Here is a 20769-nt window from a genome sequence, read left to right as displayed (position 1 = left end):
GGTTGGCTGTGGGTACGTACCAGACGTTGCGGCAAACGATAGCGCAACCAGCCCCGAGTACAGGCGAGTATTTCAACATCTTCACGTTCCAGGCCAACTTCTTCGTTCAGCTCGCGGTACAAGGCGTCTTCCGGCGTCTCTTCAGGGTTGATTCCCCCTTGCGGAAACTGCCAGGCATCTTGATTGATACGGCGAGCCCATAGCACCTGGCCGGCGTCATTCGTCAGAATGATCCCGACATTGGGACGGAAACCATCGGGGTCGATCACGGCAACAACCTCGCAAACGCATGTCGCCGCATTGTTCCACAAAGGTTGATAAGGCGGCAACGAAGCTTCCTACCTTATGTGCACTCTTGTGAAAAGACCGTATTCTTGTCGCCTTTTTACAGACTTTTCAGCGGGTAACTGCAATGCGCCTGGCTCTATTCGATTTGGACAACACCCTTCTGGGCGGCGACAGCGATCACGCCTGGGGCGACTATCTGTGTGAACGCGGCTTTCTCGACCCGGTGGCGTACAAGACGCGCAACGACGAGTTCTATCAGGATTACCTGGCCGGCAAACTGGATAACGCCGCCTACCTGAACTTCTGCCTGGAGATTCTCGGCCGCACCGAAATGGCTGTGCTCGATGACTGGCACAGCGATTACATGCGCGACTGCATCGAACCGATCATGCTGCCCAAGGCGCTTGAACTGCTGAAAAAGCACCGCGATGCCGGCGACAAACTGGTGATCATCACGGCGACCAACCGTTTCGTTACCGCGCCGATTGCCGTGCGTCTGGGCGTTGAAACCCTGATCGCCACCGAATGCGAAATGATCGATGGCCGCTACAGCGGACGCAGCACCGACATTCCGTGCTTCCGTGAAGGCAAGGTGACGCGCCTGAATCGTTGGCTGGAAGAGACCGGGCATTCGCTGGATGACAGCTATTTCTATAGCGACTCGATGAATGATCTGCCGCTGCTGGAGCAGGTGGCGAATCCGGTGGCGGTCGACCCTGATCCGAATCTGCGTGCCGAAGCCGAGAAACGTGGCTGGCCGGTCATCACGCTGCGCGACTGATATCGCTATCGCTGGCAAGCCAGCTCCCACAGGTTTCTCGGGTGTTCACAGAGTCTGTGCTCACTGGAAATCCCTGTGGGAGCTGGCTTGCCAGCGATTGGGTAAACCCGGTCTCAAGCCTTAAACAGGCTTGGCACCCATCAACCCGGCAATCGCGATAAAGCAGACAAAACTGATCAACGCCAAGGCAAAGCTGAACCTGCCCACCCCGCCCGGCGCCTTGCGCAACTTGTTCAAACGCACCAGCAACCAGAACCACGCCAGCGCCGCCACGGTGTAAAGCACGCTGGACGCCAGAATCCACGTCTGCCCCAACGGCCAGCCCACCAGATGCACCATCCACCAGCCGGTGAACGGCATGCTCAGCAGCGCCAGGCCCATCAGCAGCCAGATAAACACTCGCGGCGTCTGCAACGTGCGGCTGCCCGCCGTCGCATCACCTTTGCGTCGTGCAAGAAAAACCCAGATCCCCAGACCCAGCGCACTCGCCAGCAGTACCACGGTTGCCACCATGTGCGCCGCTTTCAGGGCAGTTAACGTTTCCATTGTCCGATTTCCTTATGACCTGCCCAAAAGCGTAGCCGCTCAGCCAAGAAACAGCTTGTAGGCCGGGTTGTCGCTTTCATCCCAGTACGGGTAGCCGATTTCTTCCAGCGCTGCCGGCACCAGATGGCGCTCGTCATGCGGGACTTGCAGGCCCGCGACCACTCGGCCATCCGCCGCCCCGTGGTTGCGGTAGTGGAACATCGAGATATTCCAGCGCCCGCCGAGTTTGTGCAGGAAGTTGAACAGTGCGCCCGGACGCTCCGGGAATTCAAAACGCAGCACCACTTCATCGACCACCTGCGCCGCACGCCCGCCGACCATGTGGCGGATGTGCAACTTGGCCAGTTCATTGTCGGTCAGGTCGAGCACCGGAAAACCTTGCCCGGTCAGGCTCGCCAGCAAAGCGCTGCGCGGGTCGTTCTCCGGGTGCGTCTGCACGCCGACGAAGATGTGCGCCTCGCTGCCGGTGTTGTAGCGGTAATTGAATTCGGTGATCTGGCGTTTGCCGATGGCTTCGCAGAACGCCTTGAAGCTGCCGGGTTTTTCCGGAATGGTCACGGCAATGATCGCTTCGCGGCCTTCACCCAGTTCGGCGCGCTCGGCGACATGGCGCAAGCGGTCGAAGTTGACGTTGGCTCCGGAATCGATGGCGACGAAGGTCTGGCCACTGACGCCGCGCAGCTCGACGTATTTCTTGATCCCGGCCACACCCAACGCGCCGGCAGGCTCGGTGATCGAGCGGGTATCGTCGTAGATATCCTTGATTGCCGCACAGATCTCGTCAGTGCTGACGGTGATCACTTCATCGACGTAATCCTTGCAGATATCGAAAGTGTGCTGGCCGATCTGCGCCACCGCAACGCCGTCGGCGAAGATGCCCACGGTCGGCAGAACAACGCGCTCGCCCGCCGCCATTGCCGCTTGCAGGCAGTTGGAATCGTCCGGCTCGACGCCGATGACCTTGATGTCCGGACGCAGGTATTTCACGTACGCGGCGATACCGGCGATCAGTCCGCCGCCGCCGACCGGCACGAAGATCGCGTCCAGTGGCTGCGGGTGCTGACGCAGAATCTCCATCGCCACGGTGCCCTGCCCGGCAATCGTGTGTGGATCATCGTACGGGTGGATATAGACGTAGCCCTTTTCATCGACCAGTTTCAGCGAGTAAGCCAGGGCTTCCGGGAACGAGTCGCCGTGCAGCACCACTTTGCCGCCCCGCGAACGCACGCCTTCGACCTTGATCTCCGGGGTGGTCTTGGGCATGACGATGGTCGCTTTCACGCCCAGCACTTTTGCCGCCAGCGCCAGACCCTGCGCATGGTTGCCCGCCGACGCGGTGACCACGCCACGGGAGCGCTCTTCGTCAGTCAGTTGAGTCAACTTGTTGTAGGCGCCGCGAATCTTGAACGAGAACACCGGCTGCAAGTCTTCGCGCTTGAGCCAAATGTCATTACCCAGCCGCTCGGAGAGCTGGCGAGCGTTCTGCAGCGGGGTTTCTACGGCAACGTCATAAACGCGCGAGGTGAGGATCTTTTTGACGTACTGTTCGAGCATCGGAAAGCATCACTGAGCGGGTTGGGCAGGGCCAAGGAGTCTAACCCGGCTTTTGGCTGCACGACCACACGAATCCAGAGGTTTTAGCCTTGATGCATCCCCTGTGGTGAAGGGGTTCATTGTGGTGAGGGGATAAATCCCCTCACCACAGGAGTTTTCGCCGAGCATGGGGATATAATGCCGGCCTTTCGTTCCCCCCTCTTCGGCACCTCGGAGCCCGCATGACCCAGGATCAACTCAAACAGGCAGTGGCTCAGGCCGCCGTCGACTTCATCCTTCCTAAACTCGACGACAAGAGCGTCGTCGGGGTCGGCACCGGCTCCACCGCCAACTGTTTCATCGACGCACTCGCGCAACACAAAGGCGCGTTTGACGGCGCGGTTGCCAGCTCCGAAGCCACCGCCGCGCGCCTCAAGGGCCACGGGATTCCGGTGTATGAGTTGAACACCGTCAGCGATCTGGAGTTCTACGTCGACGGCGCCGATGAAAGCGACGCGCACCTGAACCTGATCAAGGGCGGCGGCGCAGCCCTGACCCGCGAGAAGATCGTCGCGGCCGTGGCCAAGACCTTCATCTGTATCGCCGACGGCAGCAAACTGGTGTCAGTGCTCGGTGAGTTCCCGTTGCCAGTCGAAGTGATCCCGATGGCCCGCAGCCACGTGGCCCGCGAGCTGGTGAAGCTGGGCGGCGACCCGGTTTACCGCGAAGGCGTGCTGACCGACAACGGCAACATCATCCTCGACGTGTTCAACATGCAGATCACCAATCCGGTGGAGCTGGAGAAGCAGATCAATGCCATCGTCGGTGTGGTTACCAACGGTTTGTTCGCAGCGCGTCCGGCGGATCTGTTGCTGCTGGGTACCAGCGAAGGCGTGAAAACCCTGCGCGCTGAGTAATCCAGCACCGCCCACACTTTATGGGCTGACCAAAAAACCTGTGGGAGCTGGCTTGCCAGCGATGAGGCCATCAGCTTCAACATCAATGTTGACTGAAAGGCCGCCATCGCTGGCAAGCCAGCTCCCACAGTGTTTTGTGGTGTTGGTCAGGGTTGCGCGGGTTTTCTGAAGACGTAAAACAGGTTCGGTTCACTCACCAGATACAACGCGCCATCGTCATCCATCGCAATGCCTTCCGCCTGCGGCACGGTTTTCTGCAAGCCTTGCCGGCCCTTGTTCAGCGACATGGTGCTCAGCGGGCGCCCGTCCACATCCAGCTCCAGAATCAATCGCGACTCATCGGACAGCGCCAGTAAATGGCCGCTGCGCTCGTCGTATTGCAGGCTGGATAAATCCCTGACGAACATCCCGGCATCGCGCTTGGGATCGTTGATCACATGCACGGCATAGGACTTCTCCGGGTTGAAGTGCGGAAAACCGTGCACTTCATAGATCAGCATCGGATCGCGCTCCTTGGCGACGAACAGGCGCTTGCCTACCGAGTCGTAGGCCAGGCCTTCGAATCCCTTGTTGCCGCTCATGTGCACGCCGAGGGTCATTTGCTCGGCGTCCGCCGCATCAAGGAATGTGGTGCCTTTTTCCAGGTGGATCTTGATCAGCCGTTGCTGACGTTCGTCGGTGATCACATAGGTGTCAGCACTGATGAACTCCACCGCCTCCGGGTCGCCGAACCCGATCAAGGCGATGCGCTGCAGAATCTTGCCCCCAAGCGACAGCTCGATCAGCTCGGCGTTCTTGTTGGTCACGGTGAACAGGCTTTTACGCACCGGATCGTAGGTCAGTGCCGAGACATCTGCGTCCAGCCCGTCGATAGCCCGCGCTTCAATATCCACCCGATACTGGTCCAGGCCAATGGACTCGCCACTCACAGGCTGCCAAAGCGTATGCAGGTTGAACCACGCACGCTCGAACAGACGCATGTATTGGCCGACCGCAATCAACGCGATCAGGGCAATCACCATCAGCAGAATAATCAGCGGTTTGGGGCGGACAAATCGGCGCATGCGGGCTGGCTCGGAATCAAAACAGGCGGATGAAATATCACGCCTGTCTGAACTGGAGCTTAATGGCCACTAGCCCCAAACTACAAGACGACCCCTGTAGGAGCTGCCGCAGGCTGCGATCTTTTGATCTTGCTGTTTATTAAGATCAAAAGATCGCAGCCTTCGGCAGCTCCTACCCAAAGGCATTACCTTTGTTTTTCAAAACGGTAGAACAGGTTCGGCTCGCTGACCATGTACAGCGTGCCCGCCTCGTCCATGGTCACGCCTTCGGCGCGGGGAATGGTGTTTTTCAGGCCGTTGAAGCCGCCCAACAGGGTCATGAAGCTGACCTGCTCGCCCTTCTCGTCCAGCTCCAGCAGCAGGTGCGAATCAGCGGACAGCACCAGTGTGTGACGGGTGCGCGGGTCTATCGCCAAGGCAGAAAGATTGCGGATATCCAGCTCTTCGCTGGCCAGTTTCTGCTTGTCACCCTTGAGGATCTGGCTGCCGTCGCTCTTCCAGGTGAACAGCGCCGGAGGACGTTCTTCACCCAGCAACAGCTGTTGATTGCGTGAATCCCAGGCGATGGCTTCGAAGGCTTTGTTCTGGTTTTTCGACGGGCCGAGATCGTATTTCGGGAAGTCGGCGATGTTCAGTTCGCGGGTGTCGGCATCGACCTTGACGATCGAGAGCATGTGCTGGCGCTCATCGACGATGGCCATCAGGCCGTTTTCCATCACGGTCAGGCCTTCCGGGTTGCTCCAGCCAATCAGTGGCATCTTGCGCAGCACGTCACCTTGCAAGGTCAGTTCGGCGAGGAACGGATTCTTGCCCATGACCGAAAACAGGGTTTTGGTCTGCGGGTTATAGGACAGGTCCGAAGCCTCATCCTTTTCCATGCCCGGCAACAGCTTGGCATCGATCACCGCCCGGTAATCCGGCAGCCAGATGCTCTCCTGCCGCTCGGCCGTCGATTCGAAACGTTCCTGCACCCAGAGCACGCCGCGGTCATCCCAATGCATGATAAACGCCAGGCCGTAGGCAACTACTGCGATCAGCAGCAACCAGGAATACCAACGCATGGCGAAACGCGAACGACGGGCGGTTTTGAGTTTAGGCAGCGGTTGCGTTGACATCAGGAGGACGAGTTCCAGAAATTCAGGCTAAAGGTAATAGCACAAAGAGGCCGGCTCAGACGCCAGAAAGGCTGAAATTATCCAGACAGGATGTGAAAAAAACGGCAAATGGCGGGATTGCCCTGCGCCATTGCAGGCCGGATCACAAAAACAAATGTGGGAGCAAGGCCGCTGTGGCGAGGGGATATCCCCGCCGGGTTGCGAAGCAGCCCCAAAAACCTGGGGACCGCTGCGCAGTCCAACGGGGATAAATCCCCTCACCACAAAAGCCCGCTCCCACAGGGTTTTGCAGTGCTGTGCTTAGCGTACGCTGCTGGTGAAGCTGCTCACGCCCGGCAGTTCAAGGACGATGTCGTCGCCGGCATTCAATGGGCCGACGCCGACTGGCGTACCGGTGAGGATCACGTCACCGGCCTGCAGCGAGAAGCAGCCGGCCATGTGCTGGATCATCGGCACAATCGGGTTAAGCATCGCGCTGCTGTTGCCGTCCTGACGGACTTCGCCGTTGATGGTCAGGCGGATGCCGATGTCGGTCAGATCAGCAAAGCTGCTGGCGACCACGAACGGTGCAATCACCGCTGCGCCATCGAACGACTTGGCGATTTCCCACGGCAGGCCCTTGGACTTCAGTTCGGCCTGCTTGTCGCGCAGGGTCAGGTCGAGGGCCGGGGCGAAACCGGAGATCGCGTCCAGCACTTCTTCACGGCTTGGCTTGGTCGACAGCGGTTTGCCGATCAATACAGCAATTTCCGCTTCGTAATGCACCGAGCCACGCTCGGCCGGAATGCTGAAACCGCCTTCCAGCGGTACCACGCAACTGCCCGGTTTAATGAACAGCAGCGGCTCGGTAGGGACCGGATTGTCCAGTTCCTTGGCGTGTTCGGCGTAATTACGGCCAATGCACACGACTTTCCCGATCGGGAAGTGGATGCGAGTGCCGTCGACATACTGGTGCTGATAGCTCATTTACCGACTCCTGCCTTCATTGATTCATCAGGGATTGCCAATCAAACCGCGAAGATCTTGCCCGGGTTCATGATGCCGTTTGGATCGAACACCGCTTTGACTGCTTTCATGTACTCGATCTCAACCGGCGAACGGCTGTAGGTCAAGTAGTCGCGCTTGGTCATGCCGACACCGTGTTCGGCGGAAATCGAACCGTTGTACTTCTCGACGGTTTCGAACACCCACTTGTTGACGGTGGCGCACTTGGCGAAGAACTCGTCCTTGCTCAGGTTTTCCGGTTTGAGGATGTTCAGGTGCAGGTTGCCGTCGCCGATGTGGCCGAACCAGACGATTTCGAAGTCTGGATAGTATTCGCCAACAATCGCGTCGATTTCCTGCAAGAACGCCGGCACTTTCGAGACGGTTACCGAGATGTCGTTCTTGTACGGCGTCCAGTGCGAAATGGTCTCGGAGATGTACTCGCGCAGCTTCCACAGATTCTGCAACTGGGTTTCGCTCTGGCTCATCACTCCGTCCAGCACCCAGCCCTGCTCGACGCAATGCTCGAATGTTTCCAGCGCAGTGTTAGCCACTTCTTCAGTGGTCGCTTCGAATTCCAGCAGCGCGTAGAACGGGCAATCGGTTTCGAACGGCGCCGGCACGTCGCCACGGCCCAGCACTTTGGCCAGGGCCTTGTCGGAGAAGAATTCGAACGCGGTCAGGTCGAGCTTGCCCTGGAAGGCGTGCAGCACCGGCATGATCGAATCGAAATCGGCGGTACCGAGGACCATCGCCGTGAGGTTTTTCGGTGCGCGATCCAGACGCATGGTCGCTTCAACCACAAAACCCAAGGTGCCTTCGGCGCCAATGAACAACTGACGCAAGTCGTAACCGGTGGCGTTCTTGATCAGGTCTTTGTTCAGTTCCAGCACATCGCCCTTGCCGGTAACGACTTTCATCCCGGCGACCCAGTTACGGGTCATGCCGTAGCGAATCACCTTGATCCCGCCGGCATTGGTGCCGATATTGCCGCCAATCTGGCTGGAACCGGCAGATGCGAAGTCCACCGGGTAATAAAGGCCTTTTTCTTCGGCGACGTTCTGCAAATGCTCGGTGACCACGCCCGGCTGACAAACGGCAGTGCGGTCGGTGAGGTTCACGTCGAGAATCTGATTCATATAGTCGAAGGACACGACCACTTCGCCATTCGCTGCCACCGCAGCGGCGGACAACCCGGTGCGCCCGCCCGATGGCACCAGTGCCACCTTGTGCGTATTGGCCCAACGGACGATGGCTTGCACTTGTTCGATGGACTTGGGAAACACAATGGCACTCGGCGCCGGGGCGAAGTGCTTGGTCCAATCCTTGCCGTACGCGTTCAGGGAGTCGGCGTCGGTGAGGACTTTGCCAGGCTCAACCAGGGTCTTCAGTTCATCAATCAGGGCAGGATTGGTCATCGACGGAACTCTCGAACAATTCATGGTCATCCTGAGAACGCTTCACGTCGCAGGAATGAGTGTTTAGCGGGGTCGTTATGCTAGCATACCGACCCCGCGGACCAGTGCCCAAGCCTGATTCGCGGCGACGGCATTCTTGTCGTCCGGGTCAGCGTCTGCTGGCTATTTCCTGCCATTTTTCTCCGGGATACAGGTTTACGCAGATGAGCAAGACTTCTCTCGATAAGAGCAAGATCAAGTTCCTTCTTCTCGAAGGCGTCCACCAATCGGCTGTCGACGTCCTCAAGGCGGCGGGCTACACCAGCATCGAGTACCTCACCGGTTCTCTGCCTGAAGCCCAGCTCAAGGAAAAGATCGCCGACGCTCACTTCATCGGCATTCGTTCGCGCACGCAACTGACCGAAGAAATCTTCGATCACGCGAAGAAGCTGGTGGCAGTCGGCTGTTTCTGCATCGGCACCAACCAGGTTGACCTGAGTGCAGCTCGCGAACGCGGTATCGCCGTGTTCAACGCGCCGTACTCCAACACTCGCTCCGTCGCCGAGCTGGTGCTGGCCGAAGCGATCCTGCTGCTGCGCGGCATCCCTGAGAAAAACGCTTCCTGCCACCGTGGTGGCTGGATCAAGAGCGCGGCCAACTCCTTCGAGATCCGTGGCAAGAAGCTCGGCATCGTCGGTTACGGCTCGATCGGTACGCAACTGTCGGTTCTGGCTGAAGGCCTGGGGATGCAGGTGTTCTTCTATGACACCGTGACCAAGCTGCCGCTGGGCAACGCCACTCAGGTCGGCAACCTGAACGACCTGCTGGGCATGTCCGACATCGTCACCCTGCACGTTCCGGAAACCGCCGCCACTCAGTGGATGATCGGCGAGAAGGAAATCCGCGCCATCAAGAAGGGCGGCATCCTGATCAACGCTGCTCGCGGCACCGTGGTCGAACTGGACGCTCTGGCGGACGCGATCAAGGACAAGCACCTGATCGGCGCAGCCATCGACGTATTCCCGGTGGAGCCACGCTCCAACGACGAAGAGTTCGAAAGCCCGCTGCGTGGCCTGGACAACGTGATCCTGACCCCGCACATCGGTGGCTCGACTGCCGAAGCGCAAGCCAACATCGGTCTGGAAGTGGCAGAAAAACTGGTCAAGTACAGCGACAACGGTACTTCGGTATCGTCGGTGAACTTCCCGGAAGTGGCCCTGCCGGCTCACCCTGGCAAGCACCGTCTGCTGCACATCCACGAGAACATTCCGGGTGTGATGAGCGAGATCAACAAGGTCTTCGCCGAAAACGGTATCAACATCTCCGGTCAGTTCCTGCAGACCAACGAGAAAGTCGGCTACGTGGTAATCGACGTAGACGCCGAGTATTCGGACCTGGCGCAAGAGAAGCTGCAACACATCAACGGCACTATCCGTAGCCGCGTGTTGTTCTGATCGAAAGCCGAGCGACAAAAAAGGGAGCCTTCGGGCTCCCTTTTTCATGTCGGCAGAAAAGTTACTTCACGGTCACGGTGATCTTTTCCGAAACGATTGGCGGATCGAAAGCCATGTGGCCCTTGTCGCCCAGCTCCAGTTGCAAGGTGTGCTTGCCAGGAGTCAGTGTCAGCTCGGTTTCGGTCTGAGCCTTGCCGAAGTGGATGTGATTGGCATCGACCGGGATCACCGCACCCGCGGGAATGATTTCCTTGGCATCGACCAGCAGGTGGTGGTGACCGGTGTTGGCAGTGACGTCGCCCGCCGGAGCCAAGGCGATACCTTTGACTTCAAATTTGACCTTGAAGGTCTTGTCTACAACGGCACCGCTGCTCGGCTCGACGATACTCACTGAAGCACCTGCCGGCGCCGGTGTAGCGGCGTTGGCCAGCATCGAAGCACCTAACAGAAGCCCTGCCAAAGCAGCACGTGACATGAATGTTTTCATTCTCTTCTCCAGTTTTTCCGTAAAATCCGCGTAGTCATGACAACTTCATGACTATTCGTTGTCGAAGGCACTCGACAACCATAGCAAAGCGAGCCTGAAAAACGGGCCGATTTCGATTTCAAAGGAGTGACCATGCGTTTTCTGCCTGGCCTGATCTGCCTGCTACCCCTTTTGAGCCCATTGGCTCACGCCGAGCTGATTGATGACGTCAACGACCGTGGCGAACTGCGTATAGCCCTTGAGGCTAATACACCGCCCTTCAATTACAAGGAAGACGGCGACAAACTCACCGGGTTCGAAGTCGAGCTTGGGCAACAACTGGCCAATGAGCTGGATGTGCGCGCCGATTTCATCGTCACCGACGCCAGTGACCTGCTCGAAGGCGTTGAGAGCGGCAAGTACGACGTTGCGCTCAACCACATAGCACTGACCCCGGAACTCAAGGAACGTTTCGCCTTCAGCGCGCCTTACAGTCAGGTTGATTCGCAGTTGCTCGCGCATGAGGAGCCGCAGCCGCGCCCGATGGTGCTGGTGCAGGCGCTGACTGAAGATAAGCCGAAAGCCGCCACGCCAGTGAGTCTGGCGATTCCGTTTCAGAAGGGTAACCCGGCATTTCAGGCGAGCATTGATAGCGCACTGGCGCGGATCAAGGCTGATGGGCGACTGGAAGCGTTGTCGCAGAAGTGGTTCACCGAACCAAAATAAACTCGAAACTTGTAGGAGCTGCGGCACGCTGCGATCTTTTGATCTTGCCTTCAAAGATCAAAAGATCGCAGCGTGCCGCAGCTCCTACAGTGGGTTTTGTGGTGGATGGTTAGTCGGGTTGTGTCAGGGCTTTCGCTGCTTGCGGCAATTCGAACTCGCTGAAGACTTGCACGCCGTGGCGTCTCAGCAGAGCCGCCGTCACCCCCTCGCCACTGATCTTCACCCCGCTGAACGTCCCGTCATAGGTCAGCAGATTGCCGCACGACGGGCTATTGGCCTTGAGCACCGCAACCCGGATGCCATGCCTCTGCACCAGTTCCAGCGCCTGCCGGGCGCCATCGAGAAACTGTGCGCTGACGTCCTCGCCCTCGGTGGTCATCACCACTGCGACGCCATCCAGCACTTCCCCGCCCTGCCCGCCAGGAATCTCCGCGGCTGCTCGAGGCGTCGGCAAACCACCGGCCACTTCCGGACACAGCGGTACCACGCGCCCTTCGGTTATCCATTGTTCAAGCAGATCGAATGGCCCGCTGGCCCCGCCGTCGTAACGCACGCGATGACCCAACAGGCAGCGGCTGACCAGAATCTTTTCCATATCAGAAAGGCTCGTTGCCACGGCGACGGAACCAGCCGGTCAGCGACAAGCGCTCGCGGGTGGCCGGCAGCACTTCGTGGGGCACTTCGCCGGAGAGAAACACCACCAGACAGCCGCCAATGGGTTGCACGTCGTAGGCGCGATCCTCGTTCAGATACATGCGCAACTGCCCGCCATGTTCCGGCAGCCAGGCATCGTTGAGGTAGATCACCGCCGACACCATGCGCCGGTCGTCATCGCGAAAACGGTCGACATGCTTGCGGTAGAACGCACCCGGCGGATACAGCGCGAAGTGGCACTCAAAGTCTTCCAGACCAAGAAACAGCCCGCGATTGAGCGCTTCGCGCAGACTGTCCATCAAGCTCAGATAACTGTCACTGGACTGCGCTTCGCCGGGTTCGATCCACTGGATATGGTCGCCCCGAATGCCCTCGCGAATCTCTGAAAACGGCCCGCGACCGACCGCCGCCGGCGCCAGTTCACCTTCGGCGTCACGTTTACGGCACTCGGCCGCCAGCTCGCGGGTCAGACCCACGGGCAGGAAGATGTTCTGCTGCGACCAGCCATGCTCGGCCAGGTCGTCGACAATGCGTAACAGCAGCGGGTGTTCAGAGGATATTTGCATGGCGCGCATAGTATGTCGGCGCCGAGAAATCCGACAGAGCCGCGCAGCGGCTTGCTACGAATTCTCGACAAGTACCGGCACCGCACGGAGAATAGTCCGCTGCTGACAGGAGTCCTTATGCGCCGTTTGCTTTTTTCACTGTTGATGTTCTGTGTTTTGCCCGCCTGGGCGGACGGCCACGATCAGCTGTACAAGGTCGCCGGCTGGCCAGAACAACGTGCGCATTTCAATGACGCCCTGAGCGCCGCGCAGACGCGTTACCAGAACAACCTGCCGCCAGCGGTGTTTCAAGCGCTGGTGAACAACAGCAACCAGCGTTTTGCCGCACAGGCCGTGGATCAACGCGCCGAAGCGCAACTGCGGCAGAACCTTGCCGATCCGCAACCGGCGCTGACGTTCTTTCAGTCAGCGCTGGGCAAGAAGATTGTCGCTGCCGAACTGCTGGCGACCCGTCGCGATCAACTGGCGAAAAATGCCAAGGGCCTGCCGAAGATGCAGGTCAGCGACAGTCGTCTGCTGATCATCGGCCATCTGGCCCAGGCGCTGCCCGCGCGTGAGGCCGGGGCTGAAGTCAGTCTGGCGATTGCCGGTGTGGCGGCGGACAGTTTGAGTTCGATGATCCCCGGCCTGCTCGGTGGCGGCCAGGCGCAGAGCATGTTGAACGGTCAACGCCAGCGACTGATGGATCAGATCGGCGCCGACATGAACAACACGCTGCTCTACGTTTATCGTGATTTGTCGGATGACGAACTGGAGCAGTTCGCGACATTTGCCGAGTCCACCGAGGGCAAGGCGTATTATCAAGCGGCACTGGCGGCGATTCGGGCGGGGTTGGCGGTGGGGCAAAGCTCTTCGAATCTCGGCCAATGATCTGTAGCGACTGACAGGCCGCCATCGCTGGCAAGCCAGCTCCCACAGGTTCTCAAGTGTTTACCAATCCTGCTTTCACTGAAGATCCTTGTGGGAGCTGGCTTGCCAGCGATGGGGCCAGTGAAGTCACTGAGGATTGCGGCCCTTGATCCGCTTGTTCAAGAACTCGAAATACTCCTCGCGCATTTCCGCCGTCTCATTCGCCAGATGATGCCGCGCCTCGGCCAGCAGCAGAATCTGCGGCCGGTCGAACTTCCACTTCATCACCTGCAAATTGTGCTGCCAGTCCACGGTCATGTCCGCCTGCCCCTGAATGATCAGCGGCCGTCGCGGACTTTTTTTCGCGTGCTCGACCCGAATGATCCAGCGTGACAACGCCCCGACCCATGCCGTTGGCAGACGCTTGGGCTGCAACGGATCGGTCAGCAGAAACGGCAGGAACTCCGGATCGTTGGAGTTTTCGCTGAAGCGCCGGGTAACGCCTCTGACGAAGGGCCTGAGCAAGTAATAACTCAGCTGCGACCAGCCCCAGGCACGCGGGCGAACCAAGGGAGAAAACAGAATCAAATGGCCTTGCGCCGGGCTGTTCTCGCCATGGTTGAGCACATGATCGACCACAATCGCGCCACCCGTGCTCTGACCGCACAGGTGCCATGGCTGCGGCAGCGCAATCGAGTGCGCCTCGGCGAACAATGCTTGCAGGGTATCCTGATACTCGGAGAAATCACGGATGCTCGCCCGCGCGCCGCTGGACAAACCATGCCCCGGCAAGTCGCAGGCAATCACTGCAAAATCCTGCGCCAGCGCCCACTCGATCACATGCCGATAGAGACCCGTGTGATCGTAAAAACCGTGCAGCAGAAACAGCGTGCCCTTGACCTTTTCCGGCCACCAGCAGTGGCTGACCAGTTCGTAGCCATCGACTTCGAAACGACCGATGCCGCGCCACATGTCACGTCCGGGGAAATCGGTCTGATAGAAGCGTTGGTAAGCTTTCGCCTCGTCCGATAACGGCTGCCACTCGGCCAGAGGCTTGAGGCTGGCGCGCAAATGATCGGGGTCGAAAGAGGCAGGCATGAGGCAATTTCCAGAACGGTGAACAGACTTTATCGGCCTGCGATATTCATCTGTTGCGGCAAGCATGGCAAGCTAGCCGACCTTCGAGGACCGAAAACCATGCGTTCGCCCTACCGCACCGCAGTGTTCGCCAGCCTGCTCACCCTTCTGTGTGCCGGCGTGTTGTGGGCGGCTTACGACTGGTTTCAGGGCCGTTATCTGCGTGCGTTCAGCGAACACACGGCGGTGTTTTCCGGCGATCCGCTGCGCTTGCCAGCCGAACTCGCCGGTCCCGGCAATATTCGACTCGTACATTTCTGGGACCCGGCCTGCCCGTGCAACGTCGGCAATCAACAGCACCTGACGGAAATGGTCGAACAGTTCGGCCCCAAAGGCGTGGAGTTCTTCGCCGTGCAGAAAGCCGGCAGCCACGGCCAGTTGCCCGCGACCCTGAGCAGACTGAAAACCATCGCCTTGCTGCCCGGTTCCGAAGAGGTTCCGGCCAGCCCCGCCGTGGCGATCTGGGACCGCAGCGGCAAGCTCGCCTACTTCGGGCCGTACAGCGAAGGCCTGACCTGCAACTCCAGCAACAGCTTTATCGAACCGATCCTGCAAGCGTTGAGCGATGATCGTCCGGTCAACGCCACACACACGCTGGCGGTCGGTTGTTATTGCCCGTGGGCGCTAGACGCGCAGTAAGGGCATTCCGGACTTTTCAAGGACAGCGATGCACGGCACAGAAGGTCTGTGCTAATTGTTTGCAGCCCGCACGGGCGGCAATCCCGCATGCACAAGGAGTCATCATGAAACGCGTCTTTACCGTTCTTGCCTTGCTCATCGTTGTCCTGCTCGGCGCCGCCGGCTGGTACGTCTACAGCAAGCAACCGACGCGCCAGGGCCAGGTGGAGCTGCGCAACCTGCAAGGCTCGGTGACCGTGCGTTATGACGAGCGCGGCGTACCGCACATCCGCGCCGAGAACGAAACCGACCTCTACCGCGCCCTCGGCTATGTGCATGCCCAGGATCGGCTGTTCCAGATGGAAGCCATGCGCCGCCTGGCCCGGGGCGAACTGGCCGAAGTGCTCGGGCCGAAATTGCTCGACACCGACAAACTGTTCCGCAGCCTGCGCATTCGTGAGCGCGCCGCCAGTTACGTCGCCAGCCTCGATAAACAATCGCCGGCGTGGAAGGCCCTGCAAGCCTACCTGGACGGCATCAACCAATATCAGGACACCCACGCAGCGCCGGTCGAGTTCGACGTGCTGGGCATCCCCAAGCGGCCGTTCACCGCTGAAGACAGCATCAGCGTCGCCGGCTACATGGCTTACAGCTTTGCCGCGGCGTTTCGCACCGAGCCGTTGCTGACCTATGTGCGCGACCAGCTCGGGCCCGAATACCTCAACGTCTTCGATCTCGACTGGCAGCCAAAAGGCGTGTTGGCCAAGGGGCGCGCCAATCCGGTGCCGGCGCTCACTGCCGGTGACTGGAAAGACCTCAACGCCCTCGCTCGCGTCAGCGAGCAGGCGCTGATCGACAACGGTCTGCCGCAATTCGAAGGCAGCAATGCCTGGGTGATTTCCGGCAACCGCAGCCAGAGCGGCAAACCGCTGCTGGCCGGTGACCCGCACATTCGTTTCTCGGTGCCGTCGGTGTGGTACGAAGCGCAACTGTCGGCGCCGGGGTTTGATCTCTACGGCCATCATCAGGCGCTGGTGCCGTTCGCCTTTCTGGGGCACAACCTGGATTTCGGCTGGAGCCTGACCATGTTCCAGAACGATGACCTCGATCTGATTGCCGAGAAGGTCAATCCGGACAACGCGAATCAGGTCTGGTATCGCGGCCAGTGGACCGACATGGTCACCACCGAGCAACAGATCAACGTGAAAGGTCAGGCTCCGGTCACCCTGACCCTGCGCCAATCGCCGCACGGCCCGATCATCAACGATGCCCTCGGCACTGCCGCCGGCAAGACGCCGATTGCCATGTGGTGGGCGTTCCTCGAAACACCAAACCCGATCCTCGAAGGCTTCTACCAGCTCAACCGCGCCGACACTTTGGCCAAGGCTCGCGCCGCTGCCGCCAAGGTGCAGGCACCGGGGCTGAACATTGTCTACGCCAATGCCAAGGGCGACATCGCCTGGTGGGCTTCGGCATTGCTGCCCAAGCGTCCGGCCGGGGTGAAACCGGAGTTCATTCTGGACGGCAGCAGCAATCAGCCGGACAAGGACGGCTTCTACCCGTTCAGCGCCAATCCGCAGGAAGAAAATCCGGCACGCGGCTATATCGTTTCGGCCAACTTCCAGCCCTTGTCGCCAACCGGCATGGAGATTCCCGGTTACTACAACCTCGCGGATCGCGGTCAGCAGCTCAATCGCCAGCTCAGCGACAAAGGTGTGAAGTGGAGCAACGAGGCCAACCAGAAACTGCAACTGGGCACCGCGACCGGCTACGGCCCTCGACTACTGGCGCCGTTGCTGCCGGTGTTGCGTGAGGTGGTGAAAGACCCGGCCGAGTTGAAACTGGTCGAGCAACTGGCGCAGTGGCAAGGCGACTATCCGCTGGATTCGGTCAGTGCCACGCTGTTCAACCAGTTCCTCTATGACCTAGCCGATGCGGCCATGCGTGATGAACTGGGCAATGATCTTTTTGAAACCTTGCTGTCGACCCGCGTGATTGATGCTGCCCTGCCCCGGTTGGCGGCGAACGCCGATTCACCGTGGTGGGACAACCGCAGCACGCCGAACAAGGAGACCCGCGCCGATACGGTAAAAGTGGCGTGGCAGGCGAGTATCAAGCATCTGAAACTGACCCTCGGTGAGGATGCCTCCACCTGGAAATGGGGCACGGCGCACACCCTGACTCACGGTCATCCGCTGGGGCAGCAGAAGCCGCTGGACAAGATTTTCAACGTCGGGCCGTTTACCGCACCGGGCAGTCATGAAGTGCCGAACAACCTCTCGGCGAAAATCGGCCCGGCGCCATGGCCAGTGACTTACGGGCCTTCGACGCGACGGCTGATCGACTTCGCCGACCCGGCACACAGCCTGACCATCAACCCGGTCGGCCAGAGCGGCGTGCCGTTTGACAGTCACTATGACGATCAGGCCGAGGAATATGTCGAAGGGATGTATGTGCAGGCGCACTTCAGTGATGAAGAGGTGACGGCCAATACCCGTAGCACCTTGAAGCTGTTGCCGGCGCGGTCATCGAAATAGATTCGCGCTGACTGGACTGGCCCAATCGCTGGCAAGCCAGCTCCCACAGGTTTTTATGGTGTTCACAACATTTGTGATCGACACCAATCCCTGTGGGAGCTGGCTTGCCAGCGATGAGGCCCTCAAACCATCGCCGCAAAATTCAATCGAAACTGCTGCGGCGTCACGCCCAACCGGCGGTTGAACACGCTGCGCATATGTTGCGCATCGCGAAATCCACACTGATACGCCACGGTCTTCAGCGGTGCCGTGGTGCTTTCCAGCATCACCCGCGCAGCATCCACCCGCGCCCGTTCGACGAACTCCGCCGGAGTGACCCGGGCTTCGCGGGCGAACACCCGGGAGAAATTGCGCGCGCTCATGTTGGCTGCCGTCGCCAGATCGGCAATGGTCAGATCGCCAGTGAGATTAGCCAGCACATACAACTGCACCAGCGCCACCGCCGAGGTTGGCTCCGCGTGCGGGGTCAGAAACGGGCTGAACTGCGACTGGCCGCCGGAACGCTGAGTGAACACTACCAGACGCTTGGCCACGCTTAACGCCACTTCGGCACCGTAATCTCGCGCCAGCAGGTACAACGACAAATCGATCCCCGCCGTCACCCCTGCCGAGGTGTAGAGCGTGCCATCCTCAACGTACAAACGATCCGCCTCGACCTGTGTCGACGGGCATAACTGCGCCAGCGCCTCTGCGTCGTTCCAATGCGTGGTCACCGTGCGCCCCTCCAGCAACCCGGCGCGGGCGAGCATGAACGCGCCATTGCAGATCGAGCCGAAGCGCCTGGCGCGTGCGCAAGCCTCGCGCAGCCAACCATCAAACGTCGCGCCAAAATCCATGAACGGCAGTTGCGGGCCACCGGCGACCAGCAGCAGGTCATAGACGTCGAGTGCCTCGCTGAAATGCCGATGAGCATTGAGGGACAAGCCATTGGAGCACGCCATCAAACCGTGCTCGACACCGATCACCTCCAGCCGATAGTGATCCTCGGGCGCCAAGAACCGGTTGGCCTCGGCAAACACATCCATAGGCCCGGTGACATCCAGCGACTGCACGCCAGCAAACACCACGATGGCGACGGTTTTATTCATGTTTTTTTAGGTCCCCTGTAACCCAGTGGCGAGGGGATTTATCCCCGTTGGGTTGCGAAGCAGCCCCAAGACCATACACCTCGTTGTGTCAGGCAGTCTTCATGGCTGGATTTACGACTGCTGCGCAGCCGAACGGGGATAAATCCCCTCGCCACAATGGATGGCATTCCAACTTGTGAAGGGCAGTTGGCACGATTTGCGGGTAGATTGGCAAGGATCGCAGCCATGCGTTGATTGTCCGTTTAGTGCCTCAGGGAACAGACTTTGTACATCAGCGCCACGACGGCGTTTTCCATGAGGAAGCATCCCATGAGCACGACCATTGCCGGTATCCAGATCCCTGACAGCGCCCTCGCCCGGGCCACCACCGAGTACATCCGCGACATCGAATCCGACCTGCTCTATCACCACTCGCGCCGGGTGTTTCTGTTTGGCGCATTGAGCGGTGAACGCCAGCAACTGGCCTACGATCCGGAGTTGCTGTACGTCGGCGCGATGTTCCACGACCTCGGTCTGATCGAAGGTCATCGCAGCAATGACGAGCGTTTTGAAGTGGATGGGGCCAACGCAGCGGCGGCGTTTCTCAAGCCTTACGGATTGAGCGATGACGATATCGAACAGGTATGGCTGTCGATTGCCCTGCACACCACGCCGGGTGTGCCCAGGCATCTGCGTCCGACCGTGGCGCTGGTGACAGCGGGCGTGGAGATGGACGTGCTGGGGATGGATTACGCAGCGTTCAGCAGCGTGCAGCGCGAAGCCGTGGTGCATGCGCATCCGCGAGGCGAGGGTTTCAAGGAGTGCATCATCTGCGCGTTTGCCGATGGCTTGCGTCATCGCCCGCAGACCACGTTCGGCAATGTGAAGACCGATGTGCTGAAAGATCAGGAGCCGGGCTTCAAACCGATGAACTTCGTTGAAGTCATCCGCAAATCCCCGTGGAACACCTAAAACCAAATGTGTGGGGCTACTGTGGCGAGGGGATTTATCCCCGTTGGACTGCGCAGCAGTCCCCTGCATTTTGGGTCAAGAGAGGGGTCGCTTCGCAACCCGACGGGGATAAATCCCCTCGCCACAGGGTTGGATTGGGTTGATCACAAAGTTGTGATCAACCCAATCGGCTTATGCCGCTTCCGGCGCCTGCGCGCGGCGCACGTCCGGTTGCTTCCACGAATCAGCTGCGCCTTCTTCGATGGCTTGCTGGATGGCTTTCTTGCGGGATTCTTCGGCACGGCGGCTGAAGAACCAGACCATGAAGGTGACGATCGATACCGCCAGCAGAATCAGGCTGGCCACGGCATTGATCTCAGGCTTCACGCCCAGACGTACCGCCGAGAACACTTCCATCGGCAGGGTCGTCGAGCCCGGGCCCGAGACGAAGCTCGCCAGTACCAGATCGTCCAGCGACAGCGCGAACGACATCATGCCGCCCGCGGCCAGCGATGGCGCGATCATCGGGATGGTGATCAGGAAGAACACCTTCCACGGCCGTGCACCGAGGTCCATCGCCGCTTCTTCGATCGACAGATCCAGCTCACGCAGACGCGCCGACACCACCACCGCCACATACGCCGCACAGAACGTCGTGTGGGCGATCCAGATAGTGACGATGCCACGCTCCTGCGGCCAGCCGATCATCTGCGCCATCGCCACGAACAGCAGCAACAGCGACAGACCGGTGATCACCTCAGGCATTACCAGCGGCGCGGTGACCAGACCACCGAACAGCGTGCGACCCTTGAAGCGAGTGATACGGGTCAGGACGAATGCCGCCAGAGTACCCAGCGCCACCGCAGCCACTGCGGTGTAGCAGGCGATTTCCAGCGAGCGCAGCACCGAGCCCATCAGTTGGGTGTTGTCGAGCAGGCCGACGTACCACTTGATCGACCAGCCGCCCCACACCGTCACCAGTTTCGAGGCGTTGAACGAGTAGATCACCAGGATCAGCATCGGCAGGTAGATAAACAACAGGCCGAGCACCAGCATCAGGCTGGAGAAACGGAAGCGCATCATTCTTTAACCTCCATTTCCTTGGCCTGAATGAGGTTG

General features: G+C 59.6%; 21 protein-coding genes. 8 read left to right on the top strand and 13 right to left on the bottom strand.

From position 1 onward, the window contains the following. The coding region (locus ACIOZM_RS26770) for an RNA pyrophosphohydrolase (protein WP_401219434.1) at nucleotides 1–269 on the bottom strand (269 nt) is incomplete at its 3' end. A gap of 143 nt (nucleotides 270–412) precedes the next feature. Here ACIOZM_RS26770 and ACIOZM_RS26765 point away from each other — a divergent pair. Next, entirely contained in the window at nucleotides 413–1069 is a 657-nt protein-coding gene (locus ACIOZM_RS26765) for an HAD family hydrolase (protein ID WP_401219431.1), read from the top strand. Between the two features lie 120 nt (nucleotides 1070–1189). Here ACIOZM_RS26765 and ACIOZM_RS26760 read toward each other — a convergent pair whose 3' ends face one another. Together ACIOZM_RS26760 and ilvA are read right to left on the bottom strand one after the other, a co-directional pair. After that, nucleotides 1190–1615 carry a DUF2269 domain-containing protein gene (locus ACIOZM_RS26760; protein WP_401219429.1) on the bottom strand — a complete coding sequence of 142 codons (426 nt, stop codon included), beginning with the start codon at nucleotides 1613–1615 and terminating at the stop codon, nucleotides 1190–1192. A 39-nt stretch (nucleotides 1616–1654) separates the two neighbouring features. Further along, nucleotides 1655–3169 (bottom strand): threonine ammonia-lyase, biosynthetic, encoded by a 1515-nt coding sequence (gene ilvA, locus ACIOZM_RS26755; protein ID WP_401219427.1) that lies wholly within the window; start codon nucleotides 3167–3169, stop codon nucleotides 1655–1657. Nucleotides 3170–3390: 221 nt separating this feature from the next. On the opposite strand from ilvA, the gene rpiA reads away from it, so the two are divergent. Beyond that, nucleotides 3391–4065 (top strand): ribose-5-phosphate isomerase RpiA, encoded by a 675-nt coding sequence (rpiA, locus tag ACIOZM_RS26750; protein WP_401219424.1) that lies wholly within the window; start codon nucleotides 3391–3393, stop codon nucleotides 4063–4065. A 146-nt stretch (nucleotides 4066–4211) separates the two neighbouring features. Here the strand turns inward: rpiA and ACIOZM_RS26745 are convergent, their stop codons facing one another. The 4 genes from ACIOZM_RS26745 to ACIOZM_RS26730 all read right to left on the bottom strand — a co-directional run bounded on the left by ACIOZM_RS26745 (nucleotide 4212) and on the right by ACIOZM_RS26730 (nucleotide 8646). Continuing rightward, complete coding sequence (locus ACIOZM_RS26745) at nucleotides 4212–5129, bottom strand: SdiA-regulated domain-containing protein (RefSeq protein WP_401219422.1); 918 nt, start codon at nucleotides 5127–5129, stop codon at nucleotides 4212–4214. Nucleotides 5130–5314: 185 nt separating this feature from the next. Next, a complete protein-coding gene (locus ACIOZM_RS26740) occupies nucleotides 5315–6244 on the bottom strand; it encodes an SdiA-regulated domain-containing protein (RefSeq protein ID WP_401219420.1) in 930 nt (309 codons plus the stop codon). 300 nt (nucleotides 6245–6544) lie between these two features. Beyond that, on the bottom strand, nucleotides 6545–7210 hold the full coding sequence (locus ACIOZM_RS26735) for a fumarylacetoacetate hydrolase family protein (RefSeq protein WP_401219417.1): 666 nt from the start codon (nucleotides 7208–7210) through the stop codon (nucleotides 6545–6547). Nucleotides 7211–7251: 41 nt separating this feature from the next. Next, nucleotides 7252–8646, bottom strand: coding sequence for an FAD-binding oxidoreductase (locus ACIOZM_RS26730; protein WP_401219415.1), 1395 nt, complete (start codon nucleotides 8644–8646; stop codon nucleotides 7252–7254). 203 nt (nucleotides 8647–8849) lie between these two features. On the opposite strand from ACIOZM_RS26730, the gene serA reads away from it, so the two are divergent. Beyond that, a complete protein-coding gene (gene serA, locus ACIOZM_RS26725) occupies nucleotides 8850–10079 on the top strand; it encodes a phosphoglycerate dehydrogenase (RefSeq protein WP_401219412.1) in 1230 nt (409 codons plus the stop codon). A gap of 61 nt (nucleotides 10080–10140) precedes the next feature. Here the strand turns inward: serA and ACIOZM_RS26720 are convergent, their stop codons facing one another. Further along, the gene (locus ACIOZM_RS26720; protein WP_401219409.1) at nucleotides 10141–10566 is read right to left on the bottom strand and encodes a DUF4399 domain-containing protein; all 426 of its coding nucleotides are present in this window, start codon (nucleotides 10564–10566) and stop codon (nucleotides 10141–10143) included. Nucleotides 10567–10698: 132 nt separating this feature from the next. Here ACIOZM_RS26720 and ACIOZM_RS26715 point away from each other — a divergent pair, with 132 nt between their 5' ends. Then, nucleotides 10699–11271: a transporter substrate-binding domain-containing protein gene (locus ACIOZM_RS26715; RefSeq protein WP_401219406.1), complete on the top strand. Its 573-nt coding sequence runs from the start codon at nucleotides 10699–10701 to the stop codon at nucleotides 11269–11271. Nucleotides 11272–11380: 109 nt separating this feature from the next. On the opposite strand, the gene ACIOZM_RS26710 is transcribed toward ACIOZM_RS26715, so the two are convergent. Together ACIOZM_RS26710 and ACIOZM_RS26705 are read right to left on the bottom strand one after the other, a co-directional pair. After that, nucleotides 11381–11866 carry a DUF523 domain-containing protein gene (locus ACIOZM_RS26710; protein WP_401219404.1) on the bottom strand — a complete coding sequence of 162 codons (486 nt, stop codon included), beginning with the start codon at nucleotides 11864–11866 and terminating at the stop codon, nucleotides 11381–11383. 1 nt (nucleotide 11867) lies between these two features. Further along, nucleotides 11868–12500, bottom strand: a complete 633-nt coding sequence (locus ACIOZM_RS26705; protein WP_401219401.1) for a 2OG-Fe(II) oxygenase — start codon at nucleotides 12498–12500, stop codon at nucleotides 11868–11870. Nucleotides 12501–12608: 108 nt separating this feature from the next. Between ACIOZM_RS26705 and ACIOZM_RS26700 the strand changes: the two genes are divergently transcribed. Beyond that, nucleotides 12609–13361 (top strand): hypothetical protein, encoded by a 753-nt coding sequence (locus ACIOZM_RS26700; RefSeq protein WP_401219399.1) that lies wholly within the window; start codon nucleotides 12609–12611, stop codon nucleotides 13359–13361. A gap of 126 nt (nucleotides 13362–13487) precedes the next feature. Here ACIOZM_RS26700 and ACIOZM_RS26695 read toward each other — a convergent pair whose 3' ends face one another. Continuing rightward, nucleotides 13488–14438 carry an alpha/beta hydrolase gene (locus ACIOZM_RS26695; protein ID WP_401219396.1) on the bottom strand — a complete coding sequence of 317 codons (951 nt, stop codon included), beginning with the start codon at nucleotides 14436–14438 and terminating at the stop codon, nucleotides 13488–13490. Between the two features lie 99 nt (nucleotides 14439–14537). Here ACIOZM_RS26695 and ACIOZM_RS26690 point away from each other — a divergent pair, with 99 nt between their 5' ends. After that, complete coding sequence (locus tag ACIOZM_RS26690; protein ID WP_401219393.1) at nucleotides 14538–15116, top strand: DUF6436 domain-containing protein; 579 nt, start codon at nucleotides 14538–14540, stop codon at nucleotides 15114–15116. 104 nt (nucleotides 15117–15220) lie between these two features. Beyond that, nucleotides 15221–17632, top strand: a complete 2412-nt coding sequence (locus ACIOZM_RS26685; protein ID WP_401219390.1) for a penicillin acylase family protein — start codon at nucleotides 15221–15223, stop codon at nucleotides 17630–17632. A 122-nt stretch (nucleotides 17633–17754) separates the two neighbouring features. Here the strand turns inward: ACIOZM_RS26685 and ACIOZM_RS26680 are convergent, their stop codons facing one another. Then, on the bottom strand, nucleotides 17755–18720 hold the full coding sequence (locus ACIOZM_RS26680) for a GlxA family transcriptional regulator (RefSeq protein WP_401219388.1): 966 nt from the start codon (nucleotides 18718–18720) through the stop codon (nucleotides 17755–17757). Between the two features lie 309 nt (nucleotides 18721–19029). Between ACIOZM_RS26680 and ACIOZM_RS26675 the strand changes: the two genes are divergently transcribed. Further along, nucleotides 19030–19671, top strand: a complete 642-nt coding sequence (locus ACIOZM_RS26675) for an HD domain-containing protein (protein ID WP_401219386.1) — start codon at nucleotides 19030–19032, stop codon at nucleotides 19669–19671. 171 nt (nucleotides 19672–19842) lie between these two features. On the opposite strand, the gene ACIOZM_RS26670 is transcribed toward ACIOZM_RS26675, so the two are convergent. Beyond that, entirely contained in the window at nucleotides 19843–20733 is an 891-nt protein-coding gene (locus tag ACIOZM_RS26670) for an ABC transporter permease subunit (RefSeq protein WP_401219383.1), read from the bottom strand. Nucleotides 20734–20769 lie beyond the last annotated feature (36 nt).

Origin of the sequence: Pseudomonas sp. NPDC087346 (assembly GCF_044744235.1) — a bacterium.
Taxonomy (GTDB): Bacteria; Pseudomonadota; Gammaproteobacteria; order Pseudomonadales; family Pseudomonadaceae; genus Aquipseudomonas.
Note: the sequence above shows the minus strand (reverse complement) of the source record. Positions and strands in the feature narration are given on the sequence as shown.

Coding starts and splice junctions, on each gene's coding strand:
- ACIOZM_RS26765 (WP_401219431.1), top strand. CDS start 413: ATGCGCCTGGCTCTATTCGATTTGGACAACACCCTTCTGGGCGGCGAC.
- ACIOZM_RS26670 (WP_401219383.1), bottom strand. CDS start 20,733: ATGATGCGCTTCCGTTTCTCCAGCCTGATGCTGGTGCTCGGCCTGTTG.
- ACIOZM_RS26690 (WP_401219393.1), top strand. CDS start 14,538: ATGCGTTCGCCCTACCGCACCGCAGTGTTCGCCAGCCTGCTCACCCTT.
- ACIOZM_RS26745 (WP_401219422.1), bottom strand. CDS start 5,129: ATGCGCCGATTTGTCCGCCCCAAACCGCTGATTATTCTGCTGATGGTG.
- ACIOZM_RS26695 (WP_401219396.1), bottom strand. CDS start 14,438: ATGCCTGCCTCTTTCGACCCCGATCATTTGCGCGCCAGCCTCAAGCCT.
- ACIOZM_RS26735 (WP_401219417.1), bottom strand. CDS start 7,210: ATGAGCTATCAGCACCAGTATGTCGACGGCACTCGCATCCACTTCCCG.
- rpiA (WP_401219424.1), top strand. CDS start 3,391: ATGACCCAGGATCAACTCAAACAGGCAGTGGCTCAGGCCGCCGTCGAC.
- ACIOZM_RS26715 (WP_401219406.1), top strand. CDS start 10,699: ATGCGTTTTCTGCCTGGCCTGATCTGCCTGCTACCCCTTTTGAGCCCA.
- ACIOZM_RS26760 (WP_401219429.1), bottom strand. CDS start 1,615: ATGGAAACGTTAACTGCCCTGAAAGCGGCGCACATGGTGGCAACCGTG.
- serA (WP_401219412.1), top strand. CDS start 8,850: ATGAGCAAGACTTCTCTCGATAAGAGCAAGATCAAGTTCCTTCTTCTC.
- ACIOZM_RS26710 (WP_401219404.1), bottom strand. CDS start 11,866: ATGGAAAAGATTCTGGTCAGCCGCTGCCTGTTGGGTCATCGCGTGCGT.
- ACIOZM_RS26680 (WP_401219388.1), bottom strand. CDS start 18,720: ATGAATAAAACCGTCGCCATCGTGGTGTTTGCTGGCGTGCAGTCGCTG.
- ACIOZM_RS26730 (WP_401219415.1), bottom strand. CDS start 8,646: ATGACCAATCCTGCCCTGATTGATGAACTGAAGACCCTGGTTGAGCCT.
- ilvA (WP_401219427.1), bottom strand. CDS start 3,169: ATGCTCGAACAGTACGTCAAAAAGATCCTCACCTCGCGCGTTTATGAC.
- ACIOZM_RS26740 (WP_401219420.1), bottom strand. CDS start 6,244: ATGTCAACGCAACCGCTGCCTAAACTCAAAACCGCCCGTCGTTCGCGT.
- ACIOZM_RS26720 (WP_401219409.1), bottom strand. CDS start 10,566: ATGAAAACATTCATGTCACGTGCTGCTTTGGCAGGGCTTCTGTTAGGT.
- ACIOZM_RS26685 (WP_401219390.1), top strand. CDS start 15,221: ATGAAACGCGTCTTTACCGTTCTTGCCTTGCTCATCGTTGTCCTGCTC.
- ACIOZM_RS26705 (WP_401219401.1), bottom strand. CDS start 12,500: ATGCGCGCCATGCAAATATCCTCTGAACACCCGCTGCTGTTACGCATT.
- ACIOZM_RS26675 (WP_401219386.1), top strand. CDS start 19,030: ATGAGCACGACCATTGCCGGTATCCAGATCCCTGACAGCGCCCTCGCC.
- ACIOZM_RS26700 (WP_401219399.1), top strand. CDS start 12,609: ATGCGCCGTTTGCTTTTTTCACTGTTGATGTTCTGTGTTTTGCCCGCC.